The following is a 20,214-nucleotide window of genomic DNA, read 5'->3' as shown; positions in this document are numbered from 1 at the left end:
CATTGCCATCCGTCGTGCCAGCGGCGGCGACAACTGATCGTCGCGATCCCCACCGCGCAAGCCCGACGGAGAGGCACGCCCTATGCGCAGACGCACATCATTTCTCCTGGCCCTGCTCCTGGTCATCGTCGGTGTGTCAGGCACCGCCATAGCGATCCAGACCCACCGCTCCAGCGGCACGGACATCAAGGGGACACCGGCCGCCGACGTAGGCACCGCCGACCACACCGTCACCCTGCGGAACAACACGGGCAGCACCCTTTGGGTCGGCAGCGAGGTCAACGCCGACGGCTCGGCCGCGCTCACCGGGCTGCCCAAGCTGGACCCGGGCCAGTCCGCCACCGTCACCGTTCCCGAGCACGAGGGCGCCGGGCACTGGCGCGGTACCTTCTTCGCCCGCCAGGGGTGCAGCGGTGACGACGGGAGCACGTTCCACTGCGCCGTCGGCGACTGCGGACCGTACGCCGACCACTGCACCCTCGGTCAACAGCCCACCGGACTCGCCGAGTTCAACTTCGACCCGGCCGACTCCCCGGCCCCCTGGTACGACGTCAGCTACGTCGACGCCGTCGCCGCGCCCGTCACCATCACGCCGAACGACGTGACGCCGCCCGCGAGCGGCGAGTGCGCGGTGGCGGGCTGCGCCGAGGACCTGCTCTCCGCCTGCCCGGCCGACAACCTGACCAAGGACCCGGCCACCGGCCAGTCGCTGGTCTGCGTCAACCCGAACCGGGACGCGAAGACCCCCTACAGCGACATGATCAACCAGAAGTGCCCCACGGCGTACGCCTGGTCCAAGCAGGACGCCGAGCCGGGCAACAAGGTCATGTACCAGTGCACCAAGTGCAGCGGCCTGACCGTCGCCTTCGGCACCGGCGGCACCGCCCCGTCCGACCCCGCCACCAACCCCGTGACCACCACCGCCGCCTCGACCCGCAAGGGCGTCAGCCTCAACCCCGTCGACGGCGCCTCCCAGGCGCTGGCCGAGTCCGGCGCGTCCTGGTACTTCAACTGGGCCTCCTCCACCGGCGCGGTCACCAAGCCGGACGGTGTCGACTACGTCCCGATGATCTGGGGTCCCGGCTCGGTCACCGACGCCGAACTGGGCGCGGCCGTCCAGAACGGCAGCAAGGAACTGCTCGGCTTCAACGAGCCCGACAACGGCGGGCAGTCCAACATGACACCCGAGCAGGCCCTGGACCTGTGGCCCCGGCTGGAGTCCACCGGACTGCGGCTGGGCGCGCCTGCGGTGGCCTCCGGCGCCGACGTCGAGGGCGGCTGGCTGGACCGCTTCATGAAGGGGGCGAGCGACCGCGGTCTGCGCGTCGACTTCATCCCCGTGCACTGGTACGGCTCCGACTTCGGCCCCGACGCCGCCAACCAGCTGCGCGGCTATCTGCAGGCCGTCTGGGACCGCTACCACAAGCCGGTCTGGCTGACCGAGTACGGACTCATCGACTTCTCCCAGGGCACCCCCCGCTACCCCAGTGAGCAGGAGCAGACCGACTTCATCAAGTCGTCGACGCAGATGCTGGACAGCCTGAGCTTCGTGGAGCGCTACGCGTGGTTCACGCTCTCCACGCAGACCAGCCCGACCGGCCTCTACGACGGGACGACCGCCAACGCCAGCGGCCGTGTCTACCACGACGCGAGCTGACCCCGGGGTTGAACCATCCCCACCTCCCGCCCGTTGTACGGGTGCAGCCTGGCCGTGTTCCCGTCCCCCCGGGGGCACGGCCAGGTCGTGATCGATCGGAGGCCCGGGTCAGGCGGCCCGCCCCGACGCGGCGTCCTGCGCGCCGGTGTTCTGGGAACCGTCCTCCAGCCGGGCGAGGCGCTCGCGGATCTTCGCGGCGTCCCGGTGGTCGAACTCCACGAAGATCGCCAGTGCCTGCCGCCAGCTGTCACGGGCGGCCTCTGGTTCGCCGGCGGCCAGTTGGGCGTCACCGAGGTTGCCCAGGGTGTGGCCCTCGCCCCACCGGTTGCCGACGTCCCGGTGTGTGGTGAGCGCCTGGTGGTAGTGCTCGACGGCGTCGTCGTAGTGGTGGAGCCGGCGATGGGCCGTACCGAGGATGTCGAGGGTGACGCCTTCGACCCAGCGGTTGCCGTTGGCGCGCAGGACGGTCAACGCCTGCTCCAGGCAGCCGACGGCCTCGTCGAGCCGGCCGAGCCGCTGGTAGACGTCGCCCAGGTTGCACAGGGCGATGCCCTCCCCCCAGGCGCTGCCGATGATCCGTTCGACGGCCAGCCCCCGGCGGATGTACTCGACGGCCCTGCCGAGCCGGCCGGACTGCAGATACGTATCGCCCAGATTGGTCACGGCCGATCCCCTGGCGTCCGCGTCCCCGAGCTCCCGGTAGGCGATCATCGCCCGGCGGAAGGTGTCGATGGCCTCGTCGAACCGACCGGAGCCGCGCAGCGCGGCGGCCAGGTCCGCGAGGCCCTGTGCCTCGCCCCAGCGGTCGTCGTCGGTGCGGGCGGCGGTCAGACCCGTCCGCGCGGTGTCGACCCAGTCGTGCGTGTGGCTGCGGAGGTAGAAGAACCCCCACAGGACGGCGGGCAGTCGCCACGCGACACCCGGCCGGCCGGACCCGGCCGCCTGGTGGACCGCGGCGACCAGGTTGGCCCGCTCGGTCTCGCACCAGTCCAGGGCCTGGTCGTGCGTCGTGAACTCCAGGGGCCGGCACAGGTCGGGCGGCGGTTCCAGGGGAATCCGGCGACGCTGCGGGGTGATGTGCGGGTAGGCGGCGTCAGCGGTGTGCAGATACCAGGCGAGCAGCCGCTCCACGGCCCGCTCCCGCTCCTGGGGTGTCTCCTCGGCGTGGACGCGTTCGGCGGCGTAGACGCGCAGCAGGTCGTGCAGGGTGCAGCGGCCCGGGAAGTGTTCGGTGAGCAGGTGGGCGCGGGTGAGCTCGACGAGGAGTCCGCGGGTCTGCCGCAGCGGGAGCCCGGCGAGGGCCGCCGCGGCGGGCGCGGAGATGTCGGGTCCCGAGTGCAGCCCCAGCAGGCGGAACAGGCGCGCGGCGGGAGGGGACACCGCTTTGTACGACCAGGAGAAGACCGCCCGTACGTCGGTGGTGATGTCGTCGCCGGAGGCGAAGGCGTCGAGGCTGCCGTGGCTGTCGCGCAGTTCCTCGGCGATGGCGCTGAGCGGGAAGCCGGGGTGGGCGACGGCATGGGCGGCGACGATGGCCAGGGCCAGCGGCAGCCGGGCGCACCGCGTGATGATCTCGTCCGTCGCCTGCGGTTCCGCCGCAAGCCGGTCGGTGCCCAGCCGGCGCGCCATGAGGTCGTGTGCCTCGGCGGACGTCAGCTGGTCCAGGGGCAGTGGATGCGCCCCTTCGCCGGCGACCAGGCCGGTGAGCTGGTTGCGGCTGGTGACGATGACCAGGCTGCCTGGGGAGCCGGGCAGCAGCGGGCGGACATGGTCGGTGTCGCGGGCGTTGTCGAGGAGGATCAGCATCCGCCGCTGGGCGAGCATGCTGCGATAGAGCGCCGTCTGGGCGTCGAGTCCGGCGGGAATCCGCATCGGCGGGACGCCGAGTGCGCCGAGGAAGGCGCGGATGGCCTCGTCCGGTGTCACGAGCGAGCCGGTCGGATCGAAACCGCGCAGGTTGACGTAGAGCTGTCCGTCGGGGAAGCGGCCGGCCATCTCGTGCGCCCAGTGCACGGCCAGGGTGGTCTTGCCGATGCCCGCCATACCGCCGATCGCGCTGATCACCACCGTGGCCGGGGTGCCGCCCTGCACGGGCAACAGGGCCCGGGCCCGGTCGAGTTCGGCCCGCCTGCCGACGAACGTCGGCAGATCGGCGGGCAGTTGGGCCGGGCGGGCCGCGTGCACGAGGGCCGGGGAGGCGGGGGACACCGGGGAGGCCGGAACCGCGGGCGGAGCCGGCTGCGCGGGCGGCCCGGCGTCCAGGGTCGCGTCGGCGGCCAGTATGCGGTCGTGCAGTTCCTGCAGTGGCGCACCGGGTTCGATGCCCAGTTCGGCCACCAGGGTGCTCCGCGTGCCGCGGTAGGCGGCCAGTGCCTCGGCCTGCCTCCCGGACCGGTAGAGCGCCAGCATGAGCAGCCGGCACAGCTGTTCCCGTAACGGATACTTGCCGGTCAACGAGATCAGTTCGGCGATCACCTCGCCGTGGCGCCCGCGTCCGACTTCGATGTCCAGCCAGTTCTCCAGCGTGGCCAGCCGTTCCTCGTCCAGCCGGGAGCCCTCGGATTCGGCCCAGGTGCCGGGGAGACCGGCGAGTGCCGTTCCCTGCCACTCGCCGAGCGCCGCGCGCAGCAGCTCCCCGGCGGCGGACAACTCGCCGGCGGCGCGCAGCCGCCTCGCCTTCGTGACCCGCCGCTCGAACACGGCGAGATCCAGGCCGTCCTCCGGCAGCCGGACCAGATACCCGTCCCCGACCGACACGACCACCAGTGGAGTCCCGGCCGCCTCCCGCCCCGGCTCCAGTACCTTGCGCAGGCGCGACACATAGGTCCGCAGGACGGACACGGCCGCCGCCGGCCGCTCCTCGCCCCAGACGACGTCCAGGAGTTCGGCGAGGGCGACAGCGCGTCCCCGCCGCAGCAGCAGCGCCGCCAGGACCGCCCGCTGCTGTGGCGAACCGAGGTCCAGTTCCTGGTCACCGCGCCATGCCCGGACCGGCCCCAGCACGCTGAAACGTACGGAATCTTCGTAGCCGTTCACCCACCGGACTGTACTCAACAGCCCTGATCCGCAAGACATCTGACAAGGAGTGACCAAATCCGACCCGGTCGCGGACGTCCCGTCGGCCGGGGAATTGAACCGTTCCCGTACGGCACCCGTTGCGCTGTCCGGGGACCGTCACGCCGTTCCCGACCGGGGCCGTTTCGGCCGGGAGACGTCAGAAAGGAAGAGCCATGAGCCGGGGTGAAGAGACGGACGAGCCGACCACGGGGGACGACCTTGCCGTGTCCGGGGAACCGGTGGATCTCAGCCAGCCGGAATCGGCCGGGGAGGTGTCCGAGCCGGCGCCCCGCTACGCGGTGGTCATCTCCGGAGACGGCTCGGCCGCCATCGACGGCGAACCCGTACCGGTGGTGGAAGGAGAGGCGGTCGACGCCGCGATCCTCGACAGACTGCAGGGATTGGCACGGGACCGGAACGCCATCGTCACGGCGACCATCTCCGATCCCGCCGCGGGGTACGTGGCGTTCGTCGAGGTCGCCCCCGACGGTTCGAGCAGCCTTCTGGAGCAGGAGGAGCGGCAGGACCAACAGGACCAGCAAGAGCGGCAGGAACACCAGGAGTTGCCGCCGGAGCCCGCCGAACTCGCGGTAGGCGCGCAGCCGTTCGTACCCGTAGCGGAATCCGGTCCCTCCGGAGCCGACGACGACGATCTCGATGACGCCGACGACGACAACGAAACCGCTGATGAAGACGGCCACGAAGACGGCCACGAAGAACGTGATGACGACTTCGACGTCGAGGCGTACACGCTGGAGCAGCAGAGGCAGCGCCGACTCGCGGGGCCGCCTCCGCCCCCACCCGCAGCTCGCCCGAGCTCGAAGGTCGCCCCGGGGAACGGATCGCGCCAGTCGGACGACGAGTACGGGTCGCCCGGTCTGCTCCACAAGCCCCTGGTCGTCGGACCGGTGGCCGTCGGCGTGGCCGCTCTCATCATCGTTCCGCTGGTGATCCTGGGCAGCAGCGCGCCGGACGACGGAGGGCGCCAGAAGCAGACCGCCCGGTCGAGCACCGAGACGAGCCGGGCTCCCCAGGTCGAGGAGACGGCGCCGACCGCCTCCTCGACCGTGAGCGCACTGCCCAGCGCGACAACCGCCTCACCGTCGGCCAAGCCGAAGGCCCCGAAGAGCGGAGGAGGGGGCGGAGGAGCGGGAGGCGGGACAGGGGTCACCGTCACCGTGACCGCGAAGCCACCGCAGGCCACCGTGACCGCGAAGCCCGCGCGGGACACCGCCGCCACCGCCGTGAACCGGCTCCACCGGAGCGACCCGTCCGGCCGGCACATCTGCTACCGCGCGTACCTCTCCGGACAGGGCTGGCAGAAGCCCGTCTGCGACGGCACGCTTGCCGGAACGACGAGCGGGACCCATCCGATCAAGGCCCTCAACATCGCGGTGTACGGCGGCGGTGGCTCGGCCGCCAACGCCTTCGTGCACGACGCCGCGTCGACCAGCGGCCAGGGCAAGTGGGAACCGCAGTGGACGGCCGTCATCGGCGACGGCAAGAACAACTACATCGGCAGCACGAAGTCGAGCGCCCCCTACATGACGGGCTTCGCCATCAACATCGGCACCGGCCAGGTCTGCCGGACCGCCAAGGTCCACGGCTACGACTGGGGCAGTTCGGACTGCGTCCAGCCACGCCCCGGCTACATCTTCGGGGGCACCCTGGACAACACGCGCTGGCTCGAAGCCGTCAAGCTCTGGGTGTGAAGTCCTTTGGCCAGCCGTACAGCTGTGCAGCTGTTCAGCGGAGAGCCTTCAACGCGCTCTCGGCGCCGGCCAGCACAGTCCGTGCCTGGTGCTCCACCTGGTGACGGACGGGTACCCAGCGCACCCGCAGGGCCTCCTCGGCGTCCGTGCACCAGGTGGTGAACAGCTCGTCGAGTTCGCGGTGCAGCGCCGGGGCGGCCCGGTCGTCCGACGCCTTCAGGAGTCGTAGCAGAAGGCCTGCCGCGCGGATCGGCTGGCGGCGGGCCACGATGTTCAGGGCCGCGACCTGGGCCGTCGTCAGGCGGCGCGGGTCGTCGTCGCCGGAAGCGGCGGCGGCCTGGCGGGCGAGGGGGGTCCAGGAGTCGGCGACCATGTCGTAGAGGCCGTCGGCCATCCACTCCAGTACGCGGCGGAGCGGGTCGTCCTGGGGCGGCGGCAGGAAACCGCGTGCCTTGTCGAGGACGGCGGTCACCTTGCGGCCGCCGTCCCGCACCAGGTCGGCCAGGTCGTGCAGGGCGTGTTCGGCGTCCGGGTGCGGGGTCCGGTCCTGCGCCAAGTCGCTTGCCCACATGGGGACTTCGACGATCGCGGTGACACCGCCGTAGCGCAGGGGCGCGCACCAGGTGGACGCCCCGATGTTCTCCGAGCCGGCGGCCAGGCGGTCGGTGCTGTCCGGCGGGGGCAGGACGTAGACGGCGGGGCTGGGGTTCTCCCAGTACAGGGCGTCGTACGTGCCGTGCTGGAGCGGGATGCCCAGCTCGGCCGCGGACGTCCGGAAAGGCGTGGCCAGTTCGGGGAGGTCGCGGGTCAACTGGACCCAGCTGCCGCCCACATCGGTGCTGTGCAGGGAGCACTGGAGGAACGGCCTCAGCTCGTCGATCAGTTGGAACAGGGTGCGGCTCTCCGGGAGCGGGTGCGCGACGATCGGGGCCCACTCCGGCTGTTCCGCCGCGATGGGGCGGTAGGTGGTGCGGTAGTAGCCGCGCAGGGTGTGGTCCGTCGCCGGGGGCCCTTCGGTTCCGGCCTCGCTCAGGGCGGCGCCGTCCGGGTCGAGGCACAGGACGATGTCCCAGGTGACGAGGGCGGGATCGGTCGCCGCGGTCAGCCGGTCGCCGCGTGCCACCTGCTCCGCCAGCGCGAGGGCGGTGGCGCCGCCGACCGGTTCGTCGGGGTGCGGTCCCGCGACCACCAGGACGTGGTGCGGGCCGTGTCCCACGGACAGCAGCAGGATCGGACGGCCCCCGCGGGACGTCCCGATCCGGCGCAGCCGGCCGGCCTCGGGAAACCGGGAGACCAGCCGCCGCGCCGACTCGGTGACCTCCGCGACCGTGGGGTAGCGGGTCATCATGCGCGTCATCGTGCGAGCCGTCGCATGGGTGGTGAGCGTCCGGTCAGGAGCCGCCGTTGCCACCGCTGCCGCCGGTGGTCTCCTTCTTGTCCAGCGGACGGATCTCGATCTTGTTCGCCATGCCGTTTCCTTCCGGTGGGGCTGTGGCGTGCAGTGACGTGAGCCATGTGCTGACTTGTCGTGCCCTTGCCAGGGTTGGCGCAGGGAATGACCGTTGTCAACGACTGTTGGTTCGGGAGAGGCCGGTGCTCACGAGATTGGCGCGAAGATGACGGTACGAACGGTGCGGAGGCCCCGGATCAAGCCGGAGCACCGGGCCTGTCGCACGGTGGACGGCAACATCAAGTGCGCCCCGGCCGGGTCTCCGGTCCCGGTGACCCGAGCACCCGGCTGCCCCCGCACGAGCGCCGAGCCGTACGGCTCTACAGCGTCGTCCTCGTGGTCGGCACGGTGGCCTGCCTGACGTTCATGGCCACCGTGACGCTTCCCGTCGACGTCACCCTGCTGGTCCGCGCGGCGCGGGGACTGGGACCGGAACACGGCCTCGCGGGCAACGCGGACTCGGCGGCGGTGCTGATCACCCTGGGCGGGATCAACGTCCTGTGGGCGGTCACCCGGTGGCGCAACCGACGTTTCGCGGTGCGGTCGGAAGATCGGTGAATTCTCCGAAACATTCGACCGAAACATTCGAACGTGGGATCTTGATCCTTCGCTCTTTTCTTGAGCCCCTCGGCTGTGAATCGTTCAATGTGACGCGTGAGCTGCGTATTCTCGACGACCTCTCTCCGTGATGAGGCATCGAATAATTCGTACACGGAACCGAAAGTATTGACAGTTGACAGGGACGTACCAACACTGACGCCGCATGGACACCACACCCGCACGCACGACGAACCGCTTCAGGTTGTTAGCCGGCAGCGCCTGCGCCCTGCTGCTGGCGCTCCTCGCGGCGATGACCCTGCCCGGCACCGCGAGTGCCGCGACGGTGATCACCACGAACCAGACCGGCACCAACAACGGCTACTACTACTCGTTCTGGACCGACTCCCAGGGCACGGTCTCCATGACCCTCAACTCCGGGGGCAACTACAGCACCACGTGGAACAACACCGGCAACTTCGTGGCAGGCAAGGGCTGGAGCACCGGCGCCCGCCGGACCGTGACGTACTCGGGCAGCTTCAACCCGTCCGGCAACGGCTACCTGTCGCTCTACGGATGGACGTCGAACCCGCTCGTCGAGTACTACATCGTCGACAACTGGGGCACCTACCGGCCCACCGGAACGTACAAGGGCACCGTCACCAGTGACGGCGGGACCTACGACATCTACAAGACCACCCGGTACAACGCCCCCTCGGTGGAGGGCACGAAGACCTTCGACCAGTACTGGAGCGTCCGGCAGACGAAGCGCACCGGCGGCACCATCACCACCGGCAACCACTTCGACGCCTGGGCCCGCGCCGGAATGCCGCTGGGCAGCTTCAGCTACTACATGATCCTCGCGACCGAGGGCTACCAGAGCAGCGGGAACTCCAACATCACGGTGGGCTGAACCAGTTCGGGAGGACACCTCACATGAAGTCCGCACCGCACTTCTCGTTACGACCCCGGTCGGCCACGCCGGCCACCGTGCTCGCCGTCGCCGCGCTGATCGCCGCGGGCACCCTCGCCGTCGGCGTCAACACCCCGGCGCGGGCCGCCAGTTGCGGCGGCTACGTCGGCCTCACCTTCGACGACGGACCGTCCGGCAACACCCCCGCACTCCTCAACGCGCTGAAGCAGAACGGCCTTCGGGCCACGACGTTCAACGAGGGCCAGTACGCGGCCGCCTACCCGGCACAGGTCAGGGCCGAGGTCGCCGCCGGCATGTGGGTCGGCAACCACAGCTACACCCACCCGCACCTCACCCAGCAGACCCAGGCGACGATCGACTCGGAGATCTCCCGGACCCAGCAGGCCGTCGCGGCCGCGGGCGGCGGCACGCCCAGACTCTTCCGCCCGCCGTACGGCGAGACCAACGCGACGGTGAAGGCCGTAGAGGCCAAGTACGGTCTCACGGAGATCATTTGGGACGTCGACTCGCAGGACTGGAACGGCGCGAGCACCGACGCGATCGTCGCGGCGGCCGGCCGTCTCACCAACGGCCAGATCATCCTGATGCACGACTGGCCGCCCAACACGGTCGCGGCGATCCCGCGCATCGCGCAGGGGCTGGCCGCCCGCGGTCTGTGCGCCGGCATGATCTCGCCGCAGACCGGTCGCGCCGTGGCACCCCAGTAGCGGCGCCGACACCTCTGCCGGTCAATGCACCTGGGGCACGGGCGGAGCGAGGGCCGTGGTGATCCCGGGAGTGACCGGGTCCCCTGCGAGGACGTGGCGCACGGCGTCGATCGGGACGGGGCGCTCGTAGTAGTCCTCGAAGTGGGCCCGGACGGTCTCGGGGGAGCGGTCGGTGAGGAGGTGGAAGAGGTAGTCGGAACCGTCCGGGTGCTCGTTGTCGGCCGGAAATTCGATGGCCGGGCCGGCGCGCCAGGCGGTGTCGCCGGTCTCGCGCCACAGGCAGGCGGTGATCGCGTAGCCGCTGATGCCTGTGGCGCGGAAGGCGGGAGCGTCCAGGAGCGGGCGCAGCGCGGCGGGTATGTCGTCGATGACGCCGGGCCAGACCTCCTCGTCGTGCGTCCCGTACGGGCTCATCTCCGACTCGTGGTCGAAGCCGACTATGAGCACGCCGGCCGGGGTGAACAGGACGGTGAACTCGTCCCCCGAGCCGTTGTCCATCCGGGCCGCCTCCTCCCCCGGGCCCCAGTCCGGGTGGAAGGTGTGCCGGCCGAACTGCGGGTCGTCACCGATCGTGCTCTCCAGGACGGCCAACGCGCGCAGATGGACGCGGAGTTCGGCGGGGTCGGGGAGGAGGGCGGCAGTGTCGTGCACGGTGCTCATGACGTCATGGAAGCAGCCGCCACTGACAATCCGGTGCCACGGCTATGCGGCGAGCCCGGGCAGTGCGATGCCGGCGTCCGCCAGCAGCCGCCGTTCCCCGACCGTGAACGTCGGCCCGTCGAGCCGCGGCCGCAGCGGTCCGAGCAGCGCTGCCGCGACGACGCTCGGCCGGAGCAGCGCCGTGCCCGGGGAGTTGAGGGTCAGGACCTCCGTCATCGCCGTTGCCACGTGGTACGAACCGGTGGCGGTGTGGGAGAGGCGGCCGACGTAGCGCTGGAGGAGCCGGTCGGCCGGGCCCGCGTTCCTGCCCGTCGTGGTCGCGTAGTGGATGTCCTGGCCGACGGCGAGGCTCCAGGCGAGTTCGACGGGTGCGGCGATGGCCCGCTGGGCCGCGCGGGACAGGCCGCGGCCGAGGCCCAGGGCGGAGAGCCGGTTGCGCAGGGCTACGGCGCCCAGGGCCGTCACCGACATGCCGTGGCCGTACACCGGGTTGAACGCGGCCACCGAGTCGCCGAGGGCGACCAGGCCCTCGGGCCAGGACTTGAGGCGCTCGTAGTAGTGGCGGCGGTTGACCGTGCTGTGGGTCATGACGACGTCGGTGAGCGGTTCCGCGTGTGCCAGCAGGTCGGCGACGAGCGGGTGGCGGAGGGTGCGGGCGTAGTTCTCGAACTCGGCCGCGTCGCGCGTGGGTTGGCCGCCCGGGGTGCCCATCAGGCTGACGTGCCAGCGGCCGTCCTCGATCGGGACGATGCCGCCCGCGCGGCCGGGTTCGCCGCTGAGGGGGTCGGCCTGGACGCTGATCAGGGGCCAGTCGCGGGTGGCGACGGGGGCGCGGTAGATGCGGCTGGCGTAGGCGATGCCGGAGTCGATGCGGGCCTCGGCCGGGGCGGGGACGCCCAGTTCGGCCAGCCAGTGGGGAGTGCGCGCCGCCTTTCCGGAGGCGTCGACGACCAGGTCCGCGGTCAGCTCGCTCTCGGTGCCGTCGGCCGCGCTCAGCCGTACCCCGGTGACCCGGCGCGAACTCCCCAGCAGGGCGGTGACCTTGGTGCGGGGACGTACCCGGATCCGCGGGTCTTTCCGTACCTGCCGGCGTACGACGGAATCGGTGAGGTCCCGGCTCGCGGCGATCAGGTAGTGGCTGTCCCGCTTCCAGCGGCGGTACCAGCCCTCGGGGGAGAACAGGACCATGTCGGTCGTCATGGGGACGCGGTTGGCGCCCGCGGCGAGCAGTTCGGCGATCGTGCCGGGAAGGAGGTCGTCGATCGCGTCCGCTCCGCCGGACAACAGGACGTGGAAATGCGCCGCTTGGGGCACGCCCGGGCGGGACTCCGGGCCCTCGGGCAGGTCGTGCGCCTCGATGATCTCGACGGTGTCCACGTGGTCCCTGACGGCGGCTGCGGCGAGCATGCCGGCGAGACTTCCTCCGACGACCACGGCGCGGGTCGACGTCCGGGGCACCTGGGGAAGCCGTTGCGGCGATTCACTCATGGGGCGACGATAACAAGCTCAATTCGCCTGCCACAGAAGGCAGTTGGAGCTCTGTTCGACCCCCTCCGTCACGCGCCGTCGAGGAGCGAGGCGAGGCCTCGGTCGAGGGACGGGCCCACGGCCTCCCGGCCGGGTTCGGTCACCCGGTAGGTGCGGCGCAGGAAGTGGTGCAGGGCGACCGAGTCGAAGCGGATCATCGCCATGCCCTCCGCCGAGTGGAACTCGACTGCCGTGTGGGCGGGGCCGTACGGCCTGATGTGCACGTTGCCCATTCCGGCGGGGGTGTCGAGACCCTCCTCCAACAGTGCCCGCGCGAAGGTCCAGGTCACCTTCTTGCCGTCGAGCGATATCCAGGCGGGGAAAAGGAGTTGGACGGCGAAGGGGTCGCCGGAGGAGTAGCGGAGCGTGACCGTCACGGCCAACTCCTGGTCGTCGTCGGCGATCAGGCGGGCGCCGGTGGGCTGTTCCAGGGTGATGGGACTCATGGCGGTCTCCGATTCGGGCGGGGGCGGCGGCCGTTGTACCGACGCCCCCTCCTTGATCACGTGGAGAGGGCTTTGATTACGCCGTCACGCATGGCATTTATGTGACCTGTATCACCTTGAGGAACGGCTGCAACTTTAATTGAAAGTTTTGCTATCTAGGGTACAAACCCTTGTCCCCGCCCCACTGGCAACTGGAGCGTTGCTGCCATGAACGACGGCCCCACCGCGGCCTACGCCCGGATCTACGAGGAGCAGCAGCCGCGCCTCGTCGCCTACGCCCGCTCGCTCACCCGTAATACCTGGGTCGCCGAAGACCTCGTCGCCGAGGCGCACTTCAGGGTCTGGCGCAGGCTGTCCGCCGGGCACGAGATCGACAACGTACCGGCGTACCTCATGACCACGGTGAAGCATCTCGCGAGCGCCGCCGGGGCCGCCGTACGCGAGACGCCGCGGGATCCGCAGGCCGACGAGCGGACCGTTGCCGATCCCGGGCAGCTCCACGGGGACGATCCGGCCGAGCAGGTGTCCTCGACGGACCTGCTGGTGAGGGTGCTTGAGCAGTTGCCGGAGCGCTGGGTGAAGGCGCTGTGGCTGGCGGAGGCGGAGGGGCTGCCGCTGGCGGCGATCGGACCCCAGCTCGGCACCAAGCAGGGGGCCACGGCCGTACTGCTGCACCGTGCGCGGGAGGGCATGCGGCAGGCGTTCCTGCGTGCGCAGACCGGTGCTCCGGACGACCCCGCGTGCCAGGTGCACTGGGCCCGGATGCCCGCGTATGTGCGCGGTGGCGCCACCGAGCGGCAGTCCGAACGGCTCCTCGGCCATGTCGACGCGTGCGACGACTGCCGGGCCCGGCTCGCGGCCCTGATGCGCGCCAACGACCGGCTGCCGGCGCTCGTGGCACCGGCCCTGCTGGTGTTCGTGCTCGGCGGCGCGGGCAAGTTCCTGCTGGCCGTCGGCGCGGGGTCCGCGGGCGCGGCCACCGCGGTGGGCGGGCACGGCGGAATTCTGCACGGGGTACGGCACGCGGCGGCCGGCGCCTCCAAGACACAGGTGGGCGCGGCGGTCGGCGCGGCCGTCGCGGGCGCCGTCGCGGTGATCGTCGTGCTCGGCGGCGGCGACTCCGCCGAGGTCCCGGTGGCGAAGAGGCCGCTGGCCGAAGTCCCGGTCACCCAGGCGCCGGTGGCATCGCGGCCGGGGGAGGGGTCGGAGAAGCCCGCGAAGACGCCGGGCGGCGGTTCGACCGCGTCGGCACCGGACGGGTCCGCAACCGCCGCGCCCCCGGCGGTACTTGCTGGCAGCGGGCCCCGGACGGTCGCGATACCGGTGGGGGACAGCGGTCCAACACCGGTTCCTACGGCCCCCGTTGATACGCCGACTCCTACGCCTACGCCCGTTCCCACGCCGCCGGTGACCTCGGAGCCGACCCCGACGCCGACGCCGCCGGCGGTCACGGATCCCGAGCCGACTCCCACGGAGCCGACGCCCACCTACCCGGCTCCGAGCGACCCCGTGAAGGAGCCCCCGAAGCCCACGAAACCGAAGCCCACGAAACCGAAGCCCACGACCCCGTCCGTACCGTCACCGGAACCCTCCGCGGAAGACCCGACTTCCCCCGCCCCCAGCCCTGTTGAGCCCCCGGGTGGCGGTGACCACCCCTGTGGCCGGGCGGCGACGGCCGATGCGGATCAGCCGATCGCGTAGGCGCGGTAGACCGTCTCCGTCGACGTGCCGCCGGTGGAGTCGGTCACCTGGGAGCGCAGGGCGACCGCGCCGGACGCCGGGTTGTGCACGGCGGCCTTCCAGGAGAACCCGGAGCGGGTGACGGAGACGGCCTTCCAGGTCGTGCCGCCGTCCGAAGACGCCCAGACCTTCAGGGACTTGACCGTCGTCTTGGTGAACTTGACGTCCGGGCCCTGGGATCCGCGGCCCGCGCTGACGGTGACCGACGTAATGCTGTTCGCCTGCGCCCGGTTGCGGCTGTCGAGGCCCGCCGGCAGGAAGCGGGTCATGAAGACGGGGGCGACCACCGACTTGGCCGGGTCGGCCTTGAACCGCCAGTCGAGCGTGACGCGCGAGGACAGCATGCCGGACGGGAAGGTGATGCCCGGGCGGTAGCGGTGGGCGTCCACGGTCAGCCGGTAGGTGCCGGCCGAGGTGATGCGGGCGGCGAAGGCGTCGCTGGAGTTGCCCCAGTTGGTCAGGGTCTGCTTCTTGACGGTGGTGCTCCCCTTGGACAGGACCACCGTCTCCTTCGTCGGGTCGGAGCCCCAGACACCCACGTCCGGGTCGCCGATCAGCGCGTCCGGGATGAAGTTCACGGACTTCTGCCAGACCATCGGCAGATAGTGCATGGGGCTCCACGCGGCCCGCCCGAACGACTGGGTGAAGCTCTGCCCGGCCTTCAGCGTCCTGGTCGCCGGGAAACCGCCGCTGACGACATCGCCGTTGTCCGCGACCACGTCGCCACGCGGCTGCCAGGTCCCGGGCGTCACATGGACCGTGGCGCTGTACGGCGCGCTGTCGTCGCGGACCTCGGAGTACAGGTCGGTCGTGCAGTCGTCGACCTTGGGCGTGGCCTGGAGGGCGGTGTCGACCTGGCTGCCCATCTGCGTCCCGCTGCGCACGGAGAAGCGCAGCGTCGCCAGTTGCGAGCGCTTGAACGATCCGCCGGGCGCGGCCGGGATACCGGTCGTCCTCTTGACCGCGACATAGCTGTCGTTGCCCGACCACTGCGCCATGTACGCGAACTGGAGCAGGTTGGAGGAGTTGGGGATGGCGTAGAGGGCCCCCGCGTCGTTCCAGCCGCCCGCACTGTACGCGGAGGGCATGTCCATGCTGGCGGCACACACCTGCGCGCTGATCCGGGCCGGGCCCGTCACATCGGCCGGTGTGTCCAGCGACACCTTCACGGCCTTGCCCTTACGGGCGTCCAGCGTCACGGACTTGGCCCCTGACACCGACACGACCTGTGCGCCGATGGTGTCGGTGCCCAGACCGTCCGTGGCGCTCTCGTAGATGTCGGCCATCGCGAGGTACTTGCCCGAGGGCAGGCTGAGCTTCTTGCCGGACTTGACGGTGCGCCGCTCCCCGGACGACGCGTTGACGACGGTCACCGTCGTCGCCACCTTCGCGCCGTGCCGCCCCAGCGTGGTGACGGTCAGCGAGCCCGACGCGGCCTGCGCGGAGGCGGCGGGAACGAACAGCGGTGCCAGCATGGCCACCCCGACGAAAGCGAACGGTATGCGTCTCGTACGTCCGACACGATCTGTGCTCATGGCTACCCCCAAGATCCAGACTCCCCAAAGGGGGACTCATAGTAGCCACGCGCCTCACCCCCCGCCCCTGACCCCCCGGCAAGCCTCCGCGTACGCCCTCACCAGCGGCCGGCCGCCGTTCTCGCGCCGCCACGCGAGGGCGTACCGGCTCGGCGAAAGGCCGTGCACCGGGCGGGTGGTCACGCCGCCGAGGGTGATCAGATGCGCGTTGCCGGTGGCCACCAGGCAGATGCCCAGGCCGGCGACCAGCGCCTCGTACGTCTCCTCCGTGCTCGCGATCTCCGCGCCGATGCGCGGGGGTCGGCCACCGCGTTCGGCGCGGGCGAGCCAGTGGTCGCGCAGCGGGCCCGCGTCGGGAGGCAGGGCGAGGAACGGCTCGTCGAGCAGGTCCGCGAAGTCGACCTCGGCGCGGGCGGCCAGCGGATGGGAGTCCGGGAACGCGACCAGGCGGGGCTCCTCGGCCACCACCGTCCAGTCGTAGCGCTCCGCGTCGGGCAGCGGCAGCCAGACGAAGGCGACGTCCGCGCCGCCGTCCGCGAGCCCCGCCGTCGGATCGTCCCAGCTCACCTGCCGCAGCCGTACGACCGCCTCCGGACGCGCGGCCGTGAACCGGGAGCGGATCGCGGGCAGCAGGCCGCCCCGGCCGGGGCTGGTGCTCATACCGACCACCAGGGTGCTGCGTTGGGCCACACCGACCTCCGCCAGCGCGGACGCGCCCTCCGCCCAGAGGGCCAACACCCGCTCGGCGTACGGCAGTAGGGCCGCGCCGGCCGGGGTGAGCGTCACGGCCTGGCGGTCGCGGCGGAACAGTTCGGCGCCCAACTGCCGCTCCAGCGCCCGGATCTGCTTGCTCAGCGCGGGCTGCGACACGTACAGCTTCTCGGCCGCGCGCGTGAAGTGCAGTTCCTCGGCGACCGCGACGAAGTAGCGCAGGTCCCGCACATGGACGTCTCTCGTCATAGCCATCGGTTATGAGCTTAGGTCTTGGACGCGCAGCCGAGGGCGGGAGCAGGCTGGTCCGCGGATGGCAACACGGATCTCGAACGGATCTCAAGGGGAGACGTCATGAACAAGGTGTGGCTCGTGACCGGCGCCAGCAGCGGGTTCGGGCGGGCGATCGTCGAGGCCGCGCTCGCCGCCGGTGACGTGGTCGTAGGCGCCGCCCGGCGGACCGAGGCGCTGGAGGACCTGGTGGCCGCCCACCCCGACCAGTTGGAGGCGCTGCGCCTGGACGTCACCGACACGGGGGCGGCGGAGGCGGCCGTACGGGACGTGGTGGCGCGGCACGGGCGGATCGACGTCCTCGTCAACAACGCGGGCCGCACGCACGTCGGGGCCTTCGAGGAGACCACCGAGCAGGAGCTGCGGGACCTGTTCGACCTGCACGTCTTCGGGCCGGCCGCGCTCACGCGCGCGGTGCTGCCGTTCATGCGGGAGCGGCGGTCCGGGGCGGTCGTGCAGATGAGCAGCATGGGCGGGCAGATGTCCTTCGCGGGCTTCTCGGCGTACAGCGGAACGAAGTTCGCGCTGGAGGGACTGTCCGAGGCGCTCGCGGACGAGGTCGCCGAGTACGGCGTCAAGGTGCTGATCGTCGAGCCGGGCGCCTTCCGGACCGCCCTCTTCGACACCGGCCGGGCCGGGGTCAGCGCCGACAGCGGTGTGTACGCCAAGGTGACGGAGACCCGCGGCTTCGTCTCCGGCGGCGACGGCGGCCAGGCCGGCGACCCCGCGAAGGCGGCGGCCCTCATCCTCGCCGCCCTCGACGCCGAGGAGACCCCGCTGCGGCTGCCCCTGGGCGACGACGCCGTCGACGCCGTCCTCGGCCACCTCGACCAGGTGCGCGGCGACATCGCGGCCTGGGAGAAGCGGACCCGCGCGACCGGGTTCGACGCCTGACGGACGGCCGGCTCGACGCCCGGCGGACGGCCGGGAACCCTTGGCCCGCCCGCTCCCGTCCCCGTTGTCAGTGGTGGGTGCCACGATGGACGCACGACGGGACGAAGGCGAGCGGGGGGGTGACATGGAGGGGGAGCTTCCGCGCGGCGGGCGGCAGATCAGGGAGCTGTGCGCGCGAGGGACGCGGTTGTACGACGTGGCGCGTGCCCTGCGTGCCGATCACACCCGCGCCCTCGACACCGTCCGCTCCGCGCTGGAACCGCTGCGGGCCGAACTCGTCGCCCAGGAGCTGGAGTCCATCCCCGTCGGCAGACTGAAGGACGTCACCGAGGGGCGGCTGCGGCTCGGCGCCGTGGAGGCGGCGGGGCTCACCTCCGTGCGCGCGGTGTACGAGGCGAGCCGGTACGAGCTGCGGCAACTGCCCGGAGTGGGACAGCAGACCGCCGACCGGGCGCTCGCCGCGGCCCGGCAGATCGCGCGGGCGGTCGGGGAGACCGTCTCCGTGCGTATCGACGCCGACGACCCCGAACCCCGCACCACCGCCCTGGTCGTCGCCCTGCAGCGGCTCGTCGAGGCGGGCCCCGAACTGCGCCGCGCGCTGGACGCCGCCACCCGGCTCGACGAGCGGCTCGGCGCGCTGCTCCCGGTGGCCCGGCCCGCCACCAGCAGGCTGCTGATGGCGCTCGCCGGCCGCGGGCGGCGGAACCGCGCCCTCGCCGCGGTCGCCGATCTCCACGAACTCGTCGCCGACGCCACCGCGCGGGACGTACCGCTGCTGATCGCCCAGGCGTCCACCGATCTGCTGCGCCCGCCGGTCTCCGACATCGCGGCCCTGGTCGACTTCGAGCTGCGGTCCGCCGAGTACTACAGCCAGCTCGCCGAGGTCGACGGACAGCCGCCGGACCACGCGGCGAGCGAGGGGTTCCTGCCCTCGGAACTCGCCGAGCGCGTGCACGCCCAGCAGCTGGACGACACCCACCGGAGGGTCTCGTTGCGCGGGTACCAGTCGTTCGGCGCGCGGTTCGCGCTCGCCCAGCGCCGGGTCGTCCTCGGGGACGAGATGGGACTCGGCAAGACCATCCAGGCCATCGCCGTACTGGCCCATCTCGCGGCCGAGGGCCACAGCCACTTCCTGGTGGTCTGCCCGGCCGGTGTGCTCATCAACTGGACCCGGGAGATCGGCGCCCGCAGCACCCTGCGCGCCCTGCCCGTGCACGGCCCGGACCGGCAGGAGGCCTACGGCGAGTGGCGCGAGCGCGGCGGAGTCGCGGTCACGACCTTCGACACGCTGCACACCCTGCCCGCGCCGGAGAGCAGGAAACCGAAGCTCTGGAAGCCCAGGGGCGAGGCTCCGCCCGGCCCCACCCCGGGCATGCTCGTCGTCGACGAGGCCCACTACGTCAAGAACCCGGACACCCGCCGAACCAAGTCGGTCGCCCTGTGGACCGAGCGCTGCGACCGCGTGCTCTTCCTGACGGGTACGCCCATGGAGAACCACGTGGACGAGTTCCGCACCCTCGTCCGCCACCTCCGCCCCGAACTGCTGCCGACGGTCCGCAACGGCACGGCGGCGGCCGGACCGCAGGCCTTCCGCAAGTCCGTCGCCCCCGCCTATCTGCGCCGCAACCAGGTGGACGTCCTCACCGAACTGCCCGCCCTGGTCCAGGTCGACGAGTGGGTGGAACTCGGCGCCGCCGACCGCGAGGCCTACGACCGCGCGGTCGGCGCCGGCAACTTCATGGCGATGCGCCGCGCCGCCTACGCCGACGCCGAGAAGTCGGCGAAGCTGCAGCGCCTGCGGGAACTGGTCGCGGAGGCCGCGGAGAACGGCGTGAAGGTGGTGGTCTTCTCGTACTTCCGGGATGTGCTGACCACCGTCCGGCACGCACTGGACGGGCCCGGTACGCGGGTGACCGGGACGATCTCCGGGAGCGTCCCGGCCCTCCGCCGGCAGCAACTCGTCGACGACTTCACGCAGGCCCCCGGCCACGCCGTGCTGCTCGCCCAGATCAGCGCGGGCGGGGTCGGCCTCAACCTCCAGGCCGCCTCCCTGGTCATCCTCTGCGAACCCCAGGTCAAGCCGACGGTGGAGCACCAGGCCGTGGCCCGTGTCCACCGCATGGGCCAGATACGCACGGTCCAGGTGCACCGCATGCTCGCCACCGACAGCGTGGACGACCGGCTCCTGACCATCCTCAAGAACAAGGACCGCCTCTTCGACCGGTTCGCCCGCCGCAGCGACCTCGCGGACGCCACGCCCGACGCGGTCGACATATCGGATGCCACCCTGGCCCGCCGCATAGTCGAGGAGGAACAGCGGCGGCTGGCGGCCGAGGCCAACTGACCGTGCCCGTCA

15 protein-coding genes are annotated in these 20,214 nt (G+C 71.6%); 8 read left to right on the top strand and 7 right to left on the bottom strand.

Features of this window, described 5'->3' with window-relative positions:
• Positions 1-82: 82 nt before the first annotated feature.
• Entirely contained in the window at positions 83-1,657 is a 1,575-nt protein-coding gene (locus tag ACWDEW_RS19990; RefSeq protein ID WP_450514279.1) for a glycosyl hydrolase, read from the top strand.
• 108 nt (positions 1,658-1,765) lie between these two features.
• On the opposite strand, the gene ACWDEW_RS19985 is transcribed toward ACWDEW_RS19990, so the two are convergent.
• Positions 1,766-4,693 (bottom strand): AfsR/SARP family transcriptional regulator, encoded by a 2,928-nt coding sequence (locus tag ACWDEW_RS19985; RefSeq protein ID WP_450514278.1) that lies wholly within the window; start codon positions 4,691-4,693, stop codon positions 1,766-1,768.
• 194 nt (positions 4,694-4,887) lie between these two features.
• Here ACWDEW_RS19985 and ACWDEW_RS19980 point away from each other — a divergent pair, with 194 nt between their 5' ends.
• Positions 4,888-6,426 carry a hypothetical protein gene (locus ACWDEW_RS19980; protein WP_450514277.1) on the top strand — a complete coding sequence of 513 codons (1,539 nt, stop codon included), beginning with the start codon at positions 4,888-4,890 and terminating at the stop codon, positions 6,424-6,426.
• A 34-nt stretch (positions 6,427-6,460) separates the two neighbouring features.
• On the opposite strand, the gene ACWDEW_RS19975 is transcribed toward ACWDEW_RS19980, so the two are convergent.
• On the bottom strand, positions 6,461-7,771 hold the full coding sequence (locus tag ACWDEW_RS19975; protein ID WP_450514302.1) for a M14 family zinc carboxypeptidase: 1,311 nt from the start codon (positions 7,769-7,771) through the stop codon (positions 6,461-6,463).
• 348 nt (positions 7,772-8,119) lie between these two features.
• Between ACWDEW_RS19975 and ACWDEW_RS19970 the strand changes: the two genes are divergently transcribed.
• The 3 genes from ACWDEW_RS19970 (at position 8,120) to ACWDEW_RS19960 (ending at position 10,054) form a co-directional block, all read left to right on the top strand.
• Positions 8,120-8,434, top strand: a complete 315-nt coding sequence (locus ACWDEW_RS19970) for a hypothetical protein (protein ID WP_450514276.1) — start codon at positions 8,120-8,122, stop codon at positions 8,432-8,434.
• Positions 8,435-8,639: 205 nt separating this feature from the next.
• Complete coding sequence (locus tag ACWDEW_RS19965; RefSeq protein ID WP_450514275.1) at positions 8,640-9,326, top strand: glycoside hydrolase family 11 protein; 687 nt, start codon at positions 8,640-8,642, stop codon at positions 9,324-9,326.
• Between the two features lie 23 nt (positions 9,327-9,349).
• Positions 9,350-10,054, top strand: coding sequence for a polysaccharide deacetylase family protein (locus ACWDEW_RS19960; protein ID WP_450514274.1), 705 nt, complete (start codon positions 9,350-9,352; stop codon positions 10,052-10,054).
• A gap of 21 nt (positions 10,055-10,075) precedes the next feature.
• Here ACWDEW_RS19960 and ACWDEW_RS19955 read toward each other — a convergent pair whose 3' ends face one another.
• The 3 genes from ACWDEW_RS19955 to ACWDEW_RS19945 all read right to left on the bottom strand — a co-directional run bounded on the left by ACWDEW_RS19955 (position 10,076) and on the right by ACWDEW_RS19945 (position 12,687).
• Positions 10,076-10,714 (bottom strand): hypothetical protein, encoded by a 639-nt coding sequence (locus ACWDEW_RS19955; RefSeq protein ID WP_450514273.1) that lies wholly within the window; start codon positions 10,712-10,714, stop codon positions 10,076-10,078.
• Positions 10,715-10,756: 42 nt separating this feature from the next.
• Positions 10,757-12,202 carry an NAD(P)/FAD-dependent oxidoreductase gene (locus tag ACWDEW_RS19950; protein WP_450514272.1) on the bottom strand — a complete coding sequence of 482 codons (1,446 nt, stop codon included), beginning with the start codon at positions 12,200-12,202 and terminating at the stop codon, positions 10,757-10,759.
• Positions 12,203-12,270: 68 nt separating this feature from the next.
• Positions 12,271-12,687, bottom strand: a complete 417-nt coding sequence (locus ACWDEW_RS19945) for an SsgA family sporulation/cell division regulator (protein WP_450514271.1) — start codon at positions 12,685-12,687, stop codon at positions 12,271-12,273.
• A gap of 207 nt (positions 12,688-12,894) precedes the next feature.
• Here ACWDEW_RS19945 and ACWDEW_RS19940 point away from each other — a divergent pair, with 207 nt between their 5' ends.
• Positions 12,895-14,388, top strand: coding sequence for a sigma-70 family RNA polymerase sigma factor (locus ACWDEW_RS19940; protein WP_450514270.1), 1,494 nt, complete (start codon positions 12,895-12,897; stop codon positions 14,386-14,388).
• Here ACWDEW_RS19940 and ACWDEW_RS19935 read toward each other — a convergent pair.
• Both ACWDEW_RS19935 and ACWDEW_RS19930 read right to left on the bottom strand, forming a co-directional pair.
• On the bottom strand, positions 14,373-15,962 hold the full coding sequence (locus ACWDEW_RS19935) for a hypothetical protein (protein ID WP_450514269.1): 1,590 nt from the start codon (positions 15,960-15,962) through the stop codon (positions 14,373-14,375). The two genes, ACWDEW_RS19940 and ACWDEW_RS19935, sit on opposite strands and share 16 nt — an antisense overlap.
• Before the next feature lie 54 nt (positions 15,963-16,016).
• A complete protein-coding gene (locus ACWDEW_RS19930; protein ID WP_450514268.1) occupies positions 16,017-16,928 on the bottom strand; it encodes a LysR family transcriptional regulator in 912 nt (303 codons plus the stop codon).
• 99 nt (positions 16,929-17,027) lie between these two features.
• Here ACWDEW_RS19930 and ACWDEW_RS19925 point away from each other — a divergent pair, with 99 nt between their 5' ends.
• Together ACWDEW_RS19925 and ACWDEW_RS19920 are read left to right on the top strand one after the other, a co-directional pair.
• On the top strand, positions 17,028-17,858 hold the full coding sequence (locus ACWDEW_RS19925) for an oxidoreductase (RefSeq protein WP_450514267.1): 831 nt from the start codon (positions 17,028-17,030) through the stop codon (positions 17,856-17,858).
• 124 nt (positions 17,859-17,982) lie between these two features.
• A complete protein-coding gene (locus tag ACWDEW_RS19920; protein WP_450514266.1) occupies positions 17,983-20,202 on the top strand; it encodes a DEAD/DEAH box helicase in 2,220 nt (739 codons plus the stop codon).
• Positions 20,203-20,214 lie beyond the last annotated feature (12 nt).

It is taken from the genome of Streptomyces sp. NPDC001100 (assembly GCF_053598575.1).
Note: the sequence above shows the minus strand (reverse complement) of the source record. Positions and strands in the feature narration are given on the sequence as shown.

Excerpts from the sequence above, each read along its gene's own strand:
- ACWDEW_RS19990 (WP_450514279.1), top strand. The coding sequence starts at position 83 with ATGCGCAGACGCACATCATTTCTCCTGGCCCTGCTCCTGGTCATCGTC.
- ACWDEW_RS19945 (WP_450514271.1), bottom strand. The coding sequence starts at position 12,687 with ATGAGTCCCATCACCCTGGAACAGCCCACCGGCGCCCGCCTGATCGCC.
- ACWDEW_RS19980 (WP_450514277.1), top strand. The coding sequence starts at position 4,888 with ATGAGCCGGGGTGAAGAGACGGACGAGCCGACCACGGGGGACGACCTT.
- ACWDEW_RS19920 (WP_450514266.1), top strand. The coding sequence starts at position 17,983 with ATGGAGGGGGAGCTTCCGCGCGGCGGGCGGCAGATCAGGGAGCTGTGC.
- ACWDEW_RS19955 (WP_450514273.1), bottom strand. The coding sequence starts at position 10,714 with ATGAGCACCGTGCACGACACTGCCGCCCTCCTCCCCGACCCCGCCGAA.
- ACWDEW_RS19975 (WP_450514302.1), bottom strand. The coding sequence starts at position 7,771 with ATGACCCGCTACCCCACGGTCGCGGAGGTCACCGAGTCGGCGCGGCGG.
- ACWDEW_RS19965 (WP_450514275.1), top strand. The coding sequence starts at position 8,640 with ATGGACACCACACCCGCACGCACGACGAACCGCTTCAGGTTGTTAGCC.
- ACWDEW_RS19925 (WP_450514267.1), top strand. The coding sequence starts at position 17,028 with ATGAACAAGGTGTGGCTCGTGACCGGCGCCAGCAGCGGGTTCGGGCGG.
- ACWDEW_RS19935 (WP_450514269.1), bottom strand. The coding sequence starts at position 15,962 with ATGAGCACAGATCGTGTCGGACGTACGAGACGCATACCGTTCGCTTTC.
- ACWDEW_RS19960 (WP_450514274.1), top strand. The coding sequence starts at position 9,350 with ATGAAGTCCGCACCGCACTTCTCGTTACGACCCCGGTCGGCCACGCCG.
- ACWDEW_RS19940 (WP_450514270.1), top strand. The coding sequence starts at position 12,895 with ATGAACGACGGCCCCACCGCGGCCTACGCCCGGATCTACGAGGAGCAG.
- ACWDEW_RS19950 (WP_450514272.1), bottom strand. The coding sequence starts at position 12,202 with ATGAGTGAATCGCCGCAACGGCTTCCCCAGGTGCCCCGGACGTCGACC.
- ACWDEW_RS19930 (WP_450514268.1), bottom strand. The coding sequence starts at position 16,928 with ATGGCTATGACGAGAGACGTCCATGTGCGGGACCTGCGCTACTTCGTC.